Genomic DNA, 14,302 nt, shown 5'->3' with positions numbered 1-14,302 from the left:
GAGCGTCAATGAGTGGCGAGCGGATGACCTTCCACCGCATCGATTTGAGGGCGAATAATGATCAGCCCGGCTGAGGCAATGATCAGCGGAATGATCAGCGCTGAGTAGTAACCAGCGGGCCCACCGTGTTCAAGAAACCAGCCACCGCTTGCCGATCCGATAATGGCCCCGACCCGCCCCAGTGCAATAGCCCAGCCTGTTGCCGTTGCACGCAGTGCAGTGGGGTAGGCTTGGGCAACCATGTAGTTCAATACTATTTGCTGACCTCCGATACCTACACCGGCGCAGCCGGCCAGGATGAACACCAGCGTCCAATTTGTGCCACTGTTAGCCAGTCCCCAGCAAAGCGCGATCCCGAACAGGAACAGGATAAGCAGCAAAAGCCGCGTGTTGATCTTCGGCAAGATGATAGACAGTGGTATGGCACACGCAACAAACACTGCATTGACCGCGACAGTCCCCATAGGCGCCTGTTCTGCGGGTAATCCGGTCGCTTTAAGAACAGTGGGCAGCCAGGATAGAAACATAAACCAGGCAACCCAGTTAAACAGGTACACCGTCCATATCCCCAGGGTATTACGAGCCAGGCCGCCATTGAACAACGAAGCCACCCTGGTTTTGACTTCCGTCTCAGGAACGCTATAAGTGGCATCGGGTGTTGTTTGGGTTTTGGTGATGCGGGCAATAATTCGCGCAATCTTTTGACGGCTGATCGTTGATTGATTCCTCGCTAAAAAATACAGCGACTCAGGCAACGCGAACACTAATACCCCCACCAGCGCCAGCGGCACTACACCGCCAACCGCAAAAATGCCTTGCCAGCCGATCGAGGGCAGCATTTTTGCCGCCAACAACCCTCCCAGAATGGCGCCTGCAGGCAATCCAAGCAAAACAGTGGTCATGATTGTGCCGCGATGTTTGGCGCTGCCGTACTCGGCCGCAAGCGACAGAACCACGGGCGTTGCGCCGCCCATTCCAAGTCCCGCGATAAACCGTAAAACCAGAATTTGTTCGGTAGTGTGCGCAAATGCAGTGGCTAAGGAGGCCACACCAAATAAGGTGACCGATCCGATAATTGTCGGTCGTCGACCAAATTTGTCGCCCAACAGTCCCAATGTCATTGCCCCGAGCACCATGCCGACAATACCGGCGGTGAGAATCGGTGCCAATGCACCTGCGCCCAGTCCGAAAAACTGAATGATTGATGGACCTGTGAATGCAATGGCTTGAGTATCAAAGCCGTCGAGTATGGCTACGAAAAAGCAGAGGCCAAACACTTTCCATTGAAATGCGCTGATTCGAGTGCCGTCGAGAAGCTTGGGAATCGAACAATGAGTACTCATAATTGCTCCATTAAAAGGCATTTTTATTTTTATGCGTACGCATAGCCTTACGGATCACAGGCTAAGTTCGAAACTCACCGGGGTCTAATATCATTTGAGTGGTGTGTGATACCTAGAAGGTATGAACCGCTATTGCATGATCAATTTCACGTGCCCTCAAACGTCAGTGGCCCTGATAACCCCGCTGCTTTGCATGACAGGGCAACTTCTCGTAACAAAATGGCAACGAGCAAACGGGGCGAGGGGCAGGGGAGTCAGGCAGTAGTCGATGTCGAAATTGAACCGCTTTTACGTCAGCAGTGCTGCATCGCTTGGAGTGAAGGACTGTCTAACTTGCTACGCGATGGCAAATACCTAGTACTCAAACTTCCGGACTTGATTTGGTCAAGTGATAGCCGCGTGATGCTCAGTTCGGCTGCCGTGAATAAAGAAGAAATAATTCATGAGCTCTGCGCTCCAAGTAGTTTTTTCGCCATGTCCTCGTTGCATACGGGCTGCAAAAGGAGCCGTTGGCGATGGCGCGTGCGGTGTATCTAGCTGCACGTGCCTGCACACGATGTGGTTGCTGGTCCTGCGTTACTTAGGGGCGCGGGCGAAGTTTTGCTCAATGAAACTGGCAATCCAATACAGTACGGAACGCAGGACAACACCCAAGCAGCATGACGACGCTGTTGATGAGCAATTGGGCACTGAGGGAGAGAATCAGAACAAAACACGCCTATCATTTATCGAGCAATACTTAATTTAACATAATATACATTATGCGTACCGTTCTATGCGGAGCTTGGGGGCTCTGTGGCCAGATTTCGAGCCTGACCCAGAGCGCTCGGAAGTAATTCTTTGAAATTTTCGGAAGTAAATCTTTGAAGCGATGGTTTCGTCCCCACTTCAACAAATTACTTCCGCACTCTCTAGTGTGGCCCTCCTTTAAAGATGGCGCCTTAAGTGGCGCCCCCCATTTTTGTTTCGAAAGCCTTGTAGGCCGCGCCTCTGCGAACATTCCTTACTCTCGGAGAACGCCATTTCAGTGCTTTTTAATCCGGCGAAATAGGCCCTAACACATGGTATGACTACTTTCTCGTTAGTTCAGGACTCCGTATGCCGCGTAGAAATGCTTCCACGCGCCCTGGTAAGCGCCTATTTCGAGCAGGTTGCCCCAGAGCAATAAAGAGCCCGAATGCACGACCTCTTTTAAAACTGGCTGAAACCTTTAAAAATGACCCCCTCTGTAGTCCAATGAAAACGAGGGATTGCGATTTTCTGAAACCTAAAATCGCTCGCAATATGTGCTTTACCGCGTAGGTTCGATCGTTCGCATCAGAATATTCCAGTCTCATCGACCGGTACGCGAAGATCCAGAAAGATCGAATATCAGGGCAGCAACCCGGAAGCTACACCTAGGTAGTCTAAACCTCGCCTGCGCCATGAAGGCTAAGCTTGGTTGAGGGCGTGCAACACTGGCGTGCGTTGCGTGGATAAACATTGGAGTGAGCGACCGATATTTCAGCTCAGAGAGATTCAATTGCGAAGATATAGCGCTATATAGGCAAAAGAAGCGTATCGAAAGGTTTATATCGGACTGAAGCTTCGAAGAAGCTTCATTATAAAATCACTAACAGTTCTGAATTTCAAGAGTATTTTTCATGGGCTGACTACTGGTTGTTCAAGAAGCCCCCTCATTTGAAACAACTTTTAAAAATGATTGAAACCTTTAAAACTGGTCAGACCCACTAATTATGGCGGTTGCTGCCGTACAGCCCGCATACTAGGGTAGTGCAGCTAAAACACTTTTAAAAATGGCTGAATCTTTTAAAAGTGGCCCTTGGATTAGGGTTGTCACAAAGCCCCCTATCTAAAGCGCTATTGGCACCTCTCAATAGCTGGGTAGTTTGATCACCGAACCCTCACAGTCTGGGGCCTTCGGCCGTGAAGTCGGCGCTTCTCAGTCTGGACTCGGTCAAAACTGTCAATATATAACTAATTGGTCTTTAGTTGCCTGATCATCAGTCAAGCTTTGTAAGAGAAAACTTGCCAAGACATGTTTGCCATGTATAACCTACATGCCATCAATCAAATGGTTAGGGCTATGCGATGAGCGATTCATCCAGGCAGACGGGCACGCTCGCCTCGAACAAACGGAAGAATACGCCCCCTACTTCCGATAACTCCCAGAATCGGAAGTGTGCAATCCAGCATTCAAAGAAGGATGGCGAGATGCCGAACCCACATCCGCTGTTTAACACCTATAAAGAATTCATCAATCACACTAGCGATGAGCCCGACCCGAGCCTACCGATGGTGATGAACTATCTGGCGAACTTTGATGCTCTGCTAAAACCCATAGGCGGTTTCGACGCCGTCAGTGGTTTTCTGCGTTCATACTCCAACGTCGAGGCTACATTCGTTTCGTATCGCACCCATGCCGAGCGCCTGCTGCTTTGGGCATTGTTGATCAGAAAGAAGCCCCTCATGGAGCTGCGTCGCGCAGACGCCGAAGCTTTCTTGGAATTCTGCATGAATCCACCCACGGGCTGGCTTGGCCCCGTGACACGCAGCAGATTTCTGATCAAGGCGTCAGACAAAGATTTAGGGTTGTGCCCAAATCCACGCTGGCGTCCATTCTCGGTGAAGTCAGCGAGTCGCACGCCTGATGCCGCTGATCTTGACGGCCTGGGTACCGGCGCTCCGTATCAGCCATCCCGAGGGAGTATTTCCCAGGTTTTCTCGGTTTGCAGCAGCTTGTACGAATATGGTCTCGATGAGGGTCTGACGTCGGCGAATCCCTTCAGAGCGATCAAACAGAAGTCGCGGTTCAAAGCGTCGCGCTCAATGGAGCAAACCGGACGCGCCCTTACGCCTCTTCAATGGGACTTCGTACTTACCACCGCTGAAAAAATGGCAGCAACGGCTCCTGAGCGCTATGAACGCACCCTGTTCATCGCCGCGACGTTGTTCTCAATGTACCTACGCGTTTCAGATGTCTGTGGTCGAGTGAATTGGCAGCCCACAATGGGCTCATTCAAAGCAGATCATGAAGGCAACTGGTGGTTCCACCTCATTGGTAAGGGTGACAAAGCCGCCAAGGTAGCGGTTAGGCCGGAATATATTGATCGGTACCTAAAGCGCTACCGGCGGTTCATGGGGCTGTCCGAACTGCCACTACCTAATGAACAAACCCCTCTGATTGCGACCTTGAATGGTCGTCCAGGGTTATCCACTCGAATGGTTCATTCGATCATCCAGGAACTGTTCGACCGAGCCGTTGATGAGATGGTGAGCGAAGGTCGTCAGTCGGGCGAAATCGAGGCTCTGCTATTGGCCTCCACTCACTGGTTAAGGCATACGGCTGCGACACTTGATGCCCCCTGGCGAGACGCCAAGGACTTACAGATGGATCTACGTCACAACAATTTGTCGACAACTCAGGACATCTACTACAGCAGTTATGAAGATAAGCGCTCGTACTCGCTTAAAAAACTGGGTTTGAAAAATCGCGACTAATTTTCAGAGACAACAATCAAGCGCCAAAAGTGCCTACCAACGTTTCTTTGCGTGGCGTGGTTAGGATCTAGCAGGCCTGCCCTACTCTTTGCGGGTCGTTTCTAGTAAGTCTTTCTAGCTCAACTAAATAGTCATTTAGTTGAGCTAACTATACTATTTTGTCCGTGGGCTGAATCTCTGCATCAGCCACGCGACTTGATGTTGAACGCTATCTTGACTTGGCATTGCTCCTCCTCAGCGACTGCTGGGATACGTGGTTTAGGCAACACTCCTCTTATTAGGCTTACGTGCAGCAAATTGTTAGATGACTTGTTGTGCGATATTGCAAGCTTCCAGAAGCTCCTGCCCCCTCATACCAAAATCCTGAAAGCACATCCTGTGGGGGTGGCTCTCCGAGCTCGGCTGTCGTGAATCAAGCCGCCCGCAAGGCGTCCGTCTTGACACTGCGGATTTCCATCCTCACGCCTGCGCGCGCCGCTTGCCTGTTCCTGCGTGGCGGTCATAGCTTGGCGCTCTCAACGAAGTCGGCGCTCGATACGAGTCCCCTGCGCGAGGCTTCAGGCTCTGAAATTTCTTGCGAAATTAACGCTACGCACAGCAATGTCCTTTCGCTCTGCCCTGAGATCATTACCCTCATTAGCGCCCTGCTCCTTTCAATTACGGCACCCACACCGGCAGTTTGGAGTTACCAGGTTTGTCGATGATGATCGCCAGGCTTTGCTTTGCCCGCGTAGCTGCGACATAAAAGGCGGCTGCCGGCGTTGATTCCAGGTAGATCTGCTTCTGGATAAAGGCCTTGATGGGCGCGGTAGGCATGATCAGCACACGCTCGAATGTGGCGCCTTTCGAAACCTTGAAATTCATAAAGTCAAACGGGAGCTCCTTACCCGAAGCTATGGTGCTGCGAAGACACTGAGGCCGGAACCGCTCGACGTATTGCTCGACATGCTTTGAATGCACCAAGTACACGCCATCATGTTCAGATACCGCGTGGTTCTCTGACGTTGTTCCTGGAAAGCCCCATGACGCATCAAAAATGGTGTCAGAGAACGTCGCGATTTCAGTTCGACAGCGGTAAGTTGTAGTCGCATAGTTAATGCTCAGCAGCCCTCCCTTTTCGCGTACAAGGAACCACTCAAGCGCACCTGCGTACCCATACTGTTTGTTTTTCTGTCCCCTCGGGTTTGTCGAGAGCACCGCTTGGCGCACGTCACCAACCATGCGGACGTCGATCCTCGACTCAAGTAATTCATGGACGATTTCCCAATCGTAGCCACTGAGATCTTGTACCTCGTCGATCAGTATTTCGTCGTAGAGACATTCAAGTCTGCGTATCAACGCTGGGGTGGCCGCCATAAGCTCCCGCGCGAGGCGTCCGAGCTCGCATGCGTAGATCTGGTTGTTGCCATCCATAAATCTCTGCTTGCCGTTCGCGTACATGCTGGGGCGACCTTCGAAGTTGAAGCCCCCTACCCGCTCACCCGGGAATTTGAATGGCAGGAACGGCTTTGCAAAATGACGAAGCAAGAATGTGTACCAACCCAGAACCTCGAGGTTAAGGCAATCACCCGCTTGGGCGCCGAGACGATGGATCAGCTCCTGCTGATTTGTCTGGGTGAACGTGACAATGAGCACACGCCGATCGGTTGGTAGTCCTTTGCAGTGATCGACCAGTCCTTGAGTTTTTCTACCACCAGCGACAGCTAAGGTAAGAAGGTTAGGCATTGCGTATGAACTCCGCCGCGGCCTTCATATAGGCCGGTGGGCTGAGCACCTCATCCGACTCAGCTAGTCGAATTGCCCCTTCCGTTTTCTCGCGCGCCATCCAGGTCAATAGAGTTGCTGCCGCAGTGATGCCGAGCATCTTGCGCAACTGAGGTTCGCCGTTCGCTGTAATAAGCTGGGGTTCGAGCGTGGTTCCGCCAGCCACGGTGCCGATGAACAGCTCTCTGCGCGTCACGTCCAGCCACTTTAGAACCGGCGCACGTAGCTCTATTGGTTCAATGCCGTCGTTGTCACGCATCACAGCTACGGGCTTGTCGATGGCCGCGCAAAGCTCAAGGCATCGCGCTAGTGCCAGACCACGCATACTGATTACATCTATCCCATGGGCCATCGGGCGTGCGCCGAAGCAATCTTTGTAGACGCGTTCGAAGATGATTTCGTCTGATGGCCCCTCAACCAAAACGACTTTTTTCGCTAGTACCAAGCGGAGTGTGTCGTAGCCAGGCAGTTTCTGAAAGTAGCTCACCGTATCTGGATCAAGTTCAGTGATCTTGGAGGCACTGTTGCGATGGAGGAGCAGCAATGCGTCGAGGCCGAGCCGGTTCAACACGTAGGTGCTGTGAGTCGAAATGAATAGCTGCTGTTCTTCCGTCGCCAGTTCTTCGATGCGATTGAGTAGGGTCGTCAGGCTTGTGTGAGATAGATGGTTTTCAGGCTCCTCGATCATCACGATATTCGCCTTTGTGGAATGACGCTTCATTGCTAGAGAGATCTTGATAGCAGCCTGTTGGCCCTGGCCTGCCATCGCAAACGGGAGCCCGTCGACATGTGGTGTAACCACGCTTTCCCAAGAGGTACGAGATGTCTGATCCATTGCCAGTGCCATAGGCTCTGACTGTAGCGCGGCGCCCAGACCGGAGAGTCGCTTGTTCACCGGCGCCAGCGCACCATCAGTCATGGATGCTTTGATACCGCGGTAGTCCAGCGATATCTGTGCTTTCTCGGATGTTTCCAAGTGGTCGCTCAGAATCTGGCGGAGATGGTAGTCAACGCCGGCGGCAGATTTGACTGTGCGAGAATCGATGGTGGCCACAGAGAGTGCCCGTGGTCGCCGTGTGAGTTCTCTATCAGCGAAGGAGCGCCATTCGTAGGTGTAATACTCGACGGGGAGCAGCGCAGATGGGGTTTTCAGCCATTCATCCAGCTCGTCCTGGTATTCCTCACTGGGGGCAATGGATAGAACAATTCCAGGGCAAGCGTTTGTGGGAACATCCGCATTAACGGCGCCGAGCAACACCTGGAGTTCCAATGTGTTTTGCAGGTAAAGCTCGATTAGGATTTCCGGAAGTTTTGGCTTCTTCCCTGCATTCCTAAGGGCAAGAAATTCAGACACCATCTCGGTGTTGAACCAGTGAGGGTTGAGCTCCTCCAGGATCCCCCGCCCACCGATCCGCCCGTTGAGCGCCAGCGAGATGGCCTCCATTAAGGTAGATTTCCCGGCATCGTTGTCTCCGACCAGGATGTTCACGCCAGGGTTAGGCTTCAGTAAGAAATCCTTGTAAATACGGTAACCACGGATTCGAATTTTGGTGATCACGGTCGACATTCCTTTGACGAATTGTTGTCGGATGGCGCTTTGATGGCGCTGCGAGCTGATGCTATAAGCGAAGTGGTTAATTTGTCGACTGCATCACGATTCTCTCTGTTGGGGACACCGCCTTAACCGGGAAGTCGATTCAAGATTTTTTATCACCTCCTTCCTTCCGTTACCGCACAGGATTTGCACATGACTACAACGCCCTTCTCCACCAGAAAAGCTTTCATTGAGTCACTGGGGGCGACGTGTAGAAACTGGACGTGGAGCTGGTCTTTTATTAACGAGCAAGAACGTAAAATCATCTTCGGCGCTTGGGACATCAATACCAACGCTGGTCGAGCGCTTATCCTCAGCGATGATTGGGAAATCGAAAACGGGCGGCGAAACAGCGGCTATTCCCAGAGCATGGAGCACATTAGGTTGGTCGCCGAAGAGGGATATGAACTCCACACTTTCAAGATCATGCATTCGGACGAACTCCAGGATGAGGATGGACGCGGCCCCGCGAAGATCAAGCGCTTCGAGCGCTCTATCGAACGGAAATGGCTATCTTATGAAGATGGAGATTGGTATGCGTGCGATGAGCCGCCGGCAGCAATGATTCCCGAAGAAGTGATAGAGCCTGAGTTCTTTTCGGAAGGTGCCGTAAGGGAAATTAAGGTCAATGCTTACGAGCGCAACCCACAAGCCCGTGAGGCATGTATTCGTCATCATGGTGCTGTATGTGCTGCCTGCAGTTTCGATTTCGGAGCTGTCTACGGAGAGGTTGCACAGGGGCTCGTCCATGTACACCATATTATCCCGCTAAGTCAGATCGGCGCGGAATACCAACTGAACCCGGTGACCGATTTGATTCCGCTTTGCCCGAACTGTCACGCAGTAGTTCACCGGAGATCTGAGGTCATGTGTATCGAGCAGCTTAAAAAGTGCTTGGCTTCTACTGGTACGACCCGTGACTAACCTGCATCAGTGACAAGGCCATAAATCTTAGCCTTCAACGATCCACATCGTTACGCATCAGCATCGGCAGCAAGAATCGCAGCGAGTAGGCCACAAGCCGCACTGTTCAATCGTCACAGTCTCTGGGTTATCTCACCATGGATGCAAGAATGCTCACCGCGCAAGAGGTTTGCCAGGTACTCCGTGATGTTTCTGCAGGTTCACGCTCAATGCGCCGAATCACTGAGCAAACCTGGAACGAAATCTTCTGTGGCCTAATGTCCGTCGAAGTGGATGGCTGGCTGATCAGTTTTTTCAACGATTGCGGTGAGTTGGACTACTGCGATAGCTGCTGCAGTCCTGACGACCGAAAGTACGAATTCACCTCAACCGATATCAAAGCACTTGATCCAGTAGCTCTTCTGAGCCCAGAGGAGCATCGCAAGCTTGAGGAGCTGCTCACCAGTACCTGATGACACCTCAAGCATCGCAATTCGCACGTCAGTCCCTAATGTCGCCTGTTAGCAAGCTCCACAGATTTGAGCAGAGAGGCCTATGGCACCACTCTGAGTTCAGTGAGGCCTACAACCCGCTCATTGTCTCTAAATGATCCAGTGGCTCACGCCCCATCGCCTCCATCAGCGCATTGGCAAGCCAGACCGCGTCACGCATGCTGAACGAGTAGCCCATGAAATCAAAAACAAGCTCTACACCTCCTTCTTCAATTGTGTAAACGCTGACCTTTTCAGTTTTTTCATTCTCTTCTGTCGCAAGTTCAACGACGTAGGCTTCATCTTCAGTCTCGTGACAGTTAAACTTGCCGTCGGCGTAGTAACTCCATTCTCCAGAAATTCTTTTCCGATATCTCCTTTCAAGAATACTGTCTCGACCGGCTGGCGTTGGTACAAACCCTGCGAGATTTCCCACGGTTATGAGCACAGCATCGTAAAGACAGTGCGCAATATCTTCAGCCACTGCGTCAGCAAATCTAAAAGGCATGATGTCTAGGTTTAGGCTGACGTAATCACCCTCCTGCCTGGCAACCTGACACGAATACATCTCGTCATCCTCGCGGCCTCGCCAACATACAAATTTGCGCTCTGCAAAAAACGGTGTTTGTTTCATCTCGGTTTTGCTCACAAGTTTCACCATCATCTTATTGTTAAAAATAACAACGGACGTTCTGATCAAAACCTTTAGCGAAAAAGTAAAATATTTTTTGAGGGGAGCTAGAACCTAAGAATCTGAACAGGAAACGTGAGGATTGAACCCTTAAAAGTGAGGCAATGCCCCGGAATCTCAGAAAAAGTCTGAGTCTTAGCCGGGCCTGTTAGGCCCGAATGAACGACAAACGACCAGTGCAAGGTCGGTAGGTCAGCCAATCCAAGACGACGCCCTCATTGTGAGCAATCACCTAATCATTGCGGAAAACATTCTGAACTAGACTCCCTGCAACGCAGAAAGGGATACGAGCAACATGAACATTCCCCGCCAGGTTACTCCCAAAGGTGAAGAGAATTTTCTAAGGGATTTTCTCAAAGAGATTGCGTGGCCAGCGATGGCAGGAAACGTCGCTTGGTCATTCTTTTCGGTCGCGATCGATCCTGGCTGCGGAGGGAACACCTTTCCAAGACTTGCGACGCTGCTTGCCCTGGCGTTTTACCTTTCAGCGGAGTGGTACCGAACCAAAAAGGGTGGCGCAACCTCCCTTGGTCTTTGTTTTGATCTTTTCCTGGTCATTTGCATCGTTTGGTTTGCGATTGCCATTCAAGCGAATAAGGGTGCTCCCGGGTTTGCGTTGGTGCTGATACTCACTGCGGTCGGGATAGGTCACTTATGCAGTGTTTGGCCTCCTATCGGAGAGGGCAAAGGGAATATTGAATTCGGGAGGGTCAACATTCTCATCGCAGTAGTTCTTTCCATTGCCCTGCAGGTGAGCAGTTCTTGGCAGTCTTGGATCATTTTTTTCGCCATTAGCACAGTGCTTGTAGCTTGGTGGATACTTCGCCACGGCAAGACCAAATAATCACGGGCGACTAAAAAGCCTAGGACATTTCTCTGCCCATCATCGATTATGCTTTCCATAAATCTGGGCACTCAGAGAAAGACATGAATAGGCTTGGGCAGTGCATGGCGTGGTTTTGGCGGGACAAGAGGTCTCAATCTGAGCAGTCGCGTGAACGGGCGTTTATCGAGTCAGTCAACGGGTTGAAGACTCTACAGGTCACGCCTGAGGGCGGCATGTCTATAGATCCCCAGGAGATACGCGAGCGCGTAATCGCGAGTCGTCATGCGCTTAAGCATTTTGTGAGAAAACCGTAGGCATCACCTCCCCTGACCTTTCGCCACTGGCTGTCTTGGCAACGTCTCAAAAGGAAACTCTCTGCTACGCTGGATTTCGGCGCCATCAACGCTGAGATCGCCTAGGGGCATGTGCGTTCGTGGTTGAGCGAATTCAACAATGCTCAGGTTTCATACAAGGACGACAGCATGACTGACAGACGACCCTTGAATCCGAATGTAACTGTTCCGAAGCCAGGCGGTGGTGTCCAGCCTCGCTCGCGAAATCAAGACGGCCAGGTTCGTGATAAGCGTGATGACGCTGGAAAGCCCAGAAAGAAATAATCGATCGATGCTGAATAGCAGGTTGCTCGCATTTTGGGGCAACCTGCTCTGCCGCCCGACTAGAGATTTTTATGCTGCTTGAGGTGAGCACCACCGGGGTTATAGCCCGGCTGGGTTATCTAGCGTTGCGCTTAGACTTTCGACGAGGCTTATAGCTTATGAGATGGTTAAATAGCGCTCTCTCCTCGGGAGTTTGACCTACCACGTGGGCATTGGCCCTAGGGCGCCACTCGATCATCTTGTCCCAGATTCTCCAAGACCTGCTCTCCAGTGAATACGCACAGTCGCTCAGACCGCGACAAAGCTGAAGTGCCTGTTCGGCTGTTAGTAGGTATTTGTCATTGCCCTTGCCAAAGGCGCGTTGCCCAAGCACCATGTTCATCTGCACGGCAAAGTCCAGCGCGATACCGGTAACCGCCAAACCCATCACACCGTAAAAAGGGTTGATGAAGGCCGGGAGGAAACTCACTGCGGCCAATATCATGGCCAACTGTGAGGCGCGTCGAGTGTGCCCGGCATCCGCGAGTCGACCACTGATAGGTGCGGCGATTGCACCGATGGCGCCGACCAGGGAGAAAATCGCGATCTGACTTTGCGAGAGGCCGAACTCACGGCTCAATACCATCGGGACAGCGGTCCAGAACAAACTGAACGCGGCAAACATCAACCCTTGATAGAGCGCTCGCTGACGCAATACGGGTTCGCGGCAAAACAGTTGGCCAAGGGATTTCAGCAACTGGCCATACGACGCGCGATGGGCTGGTTGCCATTTGGGCATGGTCATGCCGATCACCACGGAAATGACGAGCATCAACGCAGCCGCGCCGATAAACACGGCCCGCCAGCCAAAATGATCGGCAACCAGGCTCGACAGCGGCCGCGCCAGCAGGATCCCCAACAGCAAGCCGCCCATGATCCCGCCCACCACTCGGCCGCGAGATTCTTCAGGCGCCAGATGCGCGGCCAATGGAATCAGCATTTGCACTGAGACCGAGCTGAAACCGATGAGTGCCGAGACGACAAGGAACACACTCGGCTGCCTGGCCAGGCCGGCTGCGATCAGGCTGAAGATCGTAACCACGATCGTTGCGATCATCAGCCGGCGATTTTCCATGAGGTCCGCCAACGGGACCAGGAAGAACAATCCGAGTGCGTAACCGATTTGAGTCAGCGATACGATAAAACTGGCGCTGCCATTGGACATGCCGATGTCCGGGGCGATCAGGCTGATAATCGGCTGTGCGTAATAGATGTTGGCCACGATGGCGCCACAACAAAACGCAAAGAGAAGCACCATCCCTCTCGTCATTGAAGCTATTGCCACCGTCGCTGCCGTACCGCTTGTTGAAACACTCATGCTGTGGACTCCTGAAGTTCGACAACGGTGACGTTCCAATGAAGGTCACCCGCTGGATGTTGGTCAGGCCACAAAATAGGCGGCACGCCTCGCCGGGAGAATATGGACATGGCGCAACGTCCTGTTGCGTCGTGCGCAAAAGATGCCTGGGCAGTCTGCTGGAACCGCCGTCGGTACGTGGTCGCTATGAATGCCAGACGAATACGGATGCGCTACTACAATGAGTAGAACTTCCGGGGCCTGACAGGCAGCGAGCGAATGTGGATGAAACACCAACTCTGCGTCGTTCGGCCGATTCGTTTCGCGACCGCCTCGCTCATCCTCGTCACCTCCATTGCCGGCGCAGAGGACCTCGAGCCCAGGTCCTACGCCAATACGCCGGTCGGTATCAACTTCCTGCTCATGGGCTTTAGCGATCTCCATGGCAACGTAACGGCCAACCCCTCGGTCCCGCTCCAGGATGCCAAGCTCGATATCAAGACTGTCGTGTTTGCCTTTGCCAGATCCCTGGACATCTGGGGCCGCTCCGGGAAGTTCGATATCGTCGTGCCTGAGGCAAGATTGACTGGGTCTGCCCTGTTTGCCGGTGAGCCCAAGGAGCGAAATGTGACGGGTTTGATCGACCCAAGATTTCGCTTCTCGGTCAACTGGTATGGCGCCCCGGCGATGTCCCTGGCTGAATTCCCCAGCTATAAACAGGATGTGATTATCGGCACCAGCCTGGCGATCACGGCGCCACTCGGCCAGTACGACGCGAACAAGCTGGTGAATCTCGGCAACAACCGCTGGTCGTTCAAGCCCGAACTCGGGATTTCCAAGCGTCTGGGACCCGTGACCCTGGAATTGTCCGGCGCGGCAACGTATTACACCGACAACAACGAGTACCTGGGCAACCGCACACTTTCCCAGAACCCGATATACCAGGTGCAGGCGCATCTTATCTATGCCTTTGAGAACGGTGTCTGGGTCTCGCTGGATTCGACCTACTTTGAGGGGGGGAGTACTTCAATCGATGGCGTCGGCAACCATGACTTCCAGGAAAATACGCGCTACGGATGCACCCTCACGCTACCGTTGAACCGCAACCATTCGGTGAAGCTCAATGCGAGCAATGGCGGACATACTCGTACGGGCAGCGAATACGATGCCATTGGCATCGTCTGGCAATATCGCTTCGGCGGAGGGCTTTGAAACCGGGGCTTGCGCTGTATTCCA

At 52.6% G+C, this 14,302-nt stretch carries 10 protein-coding genes; 5 read left to right on the top strand and 5 right to left on the bottom strand.

The genetic code is table 11. The annotated features are described in order from the left end of the window. Window positions 1-5: 5 nt before the first annotated feature. Window positions 6-1,343 (bottom strand): MFS transporter, encoded by a 1,338-nt coding sequence (locus AC1Q6D_RS09595; RefSeq protein WP_103403131.1) that lies wholly within the window; start codon window positions 1,341-1,343, stop codon window positions 6-8. Between the two features lie 2,214 nt (window positions 1,344-3,557). Between AC1Q6D_RS09595 and AC1Q6D_RS09590 the strand changes: the two genes are divergently transcribed. After that, window positions 3,558-4,844 carry a tyrosine-type recombinase/integrase gene (locus AC1Q6D_RS09590; protein ID WP_178083097.1) on the top strand — a complete coding sequence of 429 codons (1,287 nt, stop codon included), beginning with the start codon at window positions 3,558-3,560 and terminating at the stop codon, window positions 4,842-4,844. Between the two features lie 657 nt (window positions 4,845-5,501). Here AC1Q6D_RS09590 and AC1Q6D_RS09585 read toward each other — a convergent pair. Continuing rightward, window positions 5,502-6,569 (bottom strand): UvrD-helicase domain-containing protein, encoded by a 1,068-nt coding sequence (locus AC1Q6D_RS09585; protein WP_103403129.1) that lies wholly within the window; start codon window positions 6,567-6,569, stop codon window positions 5,502-5,504. Continuing rightward, window positions 6,562-8,175 carry an ATP-dependent nuclease gene (locus AC1Q6D_RS09580; protein ID WP_219739010.1) on the bottom strand — a complete coding sequence of 538 codons (1,614 nt, stop codon included), beginning with the start codon at window positions 8,173-8,175 and terminating at the stop codon, window positions 6,562-6,564. The genes AC1Q6D_RS09585 and AC1Q6D_RS09580 overlap by 8 nt, the downstream gene beginning before the upstream one ends. Window positions 8,176-8,355: 180 nt before the next feature. Between AC1Q6D_RS09580 and AC1Q6D_RS09575 the strand changes: the two genes are divergently transcribed. Both AC1Q6D_RS09575 and AC1Q6D_RS09570 read left to right on the top strand, forming a co-directional pair. After that, window positions 8,356-9,126, top strand: coding sequence for an HNH endonuclease (locus AC1Q6D_RS09575; protein WP_103403127.1), 771 nt, complete (start codon window positions 8,356-8,358; stop codon window positions 9,124-9,126). A gap of 137 nt (window positions 9,127-9,263) precedes the next feature. After that, the gene (locus AC1Q6D_RS09570) at window positions 9,264-9,578 is read left to right on the top strand and encodes a DUF7693 family protein (protein ID WP_178083096.1); all 315 of its coding nucleotides are present in this window, start codon (window positions 9,264-9,266) and stop codon (window positions 9,576-9,578) included. A 109-nt stretch (window positions 9,579-9,687) separates the two neighbouring features. Here AC1Q6D_RS09570 and AC1Q6D_RS09565 read toward each other — a convergent pair whose 3' ends face one another. After that, window positions 9,688-10,245: a hypothetical protein gene (locus AC1Q6D_RS09565; protein ID WP_103403211.1), complete on the bottom strand. Its 558-nt coding sequence runs from the start codon at window positions 10,243-10,245 to the stop codon at window positions 9,688-9,690. Window positions 10,246-10,582: 337 nt separating this feature from the next. Between AC1Q6D_RS09565 and AC1Q6D_RS09560 the strand changes: the two genes are divergently transcribed. Then, on the top strand, window positions 10,583-11,131 hold the full coding sequence (locus tag AC1Q6D_RS09560; protein ID WP_103403125.1) for a hypothetical protein: 549 nt from the start codon (window positions 10,583-10,585) through the stop codon (window positions 11,129-11,131). Window positions 11,132-11,845: 714 nt separating this feature from the next. On the opposite strand, the gene AC1Q6D_RS09555 is transcribed toward AC1Q6D_RS09560, so the two are convergent. After that, entirely contained in the window at window positions 11,846-13,087 is a 1,242-nt protein-coding gene (locus AC1Q6D_RS09555; RefSeq protein ID WP_256590113.1) for an MFS transporter, read from the bottom strand. 264 nt (window positions 13,088-13,351) lie between these two features. Here AC1Q6D_RS09555 and AC1Q6D_RS09550 point away from each other — a divergent pair, with 264 nt between their 5' ends. After that, window positions 13,352-14,278 (top strand): transporter, encoded by a 927-nt coding sequence (locus tag AC1Q6D_RS09550; RefSeq protein WP_256590112.1) that lies wholly within the window; start codon window positions 13,352-13,354, stop codon window positions 14,276-14,278. The last annotated feature ends 24 nt before the right edge of the window (window positions 14,279-14,302 follow it).

It is taken from the genome of Pseudomonas sp. MT92, from assembly GCF_058792515.1.
This window is presented reverse-complemented; position numbering and strand designations above follow the sequence as displayed.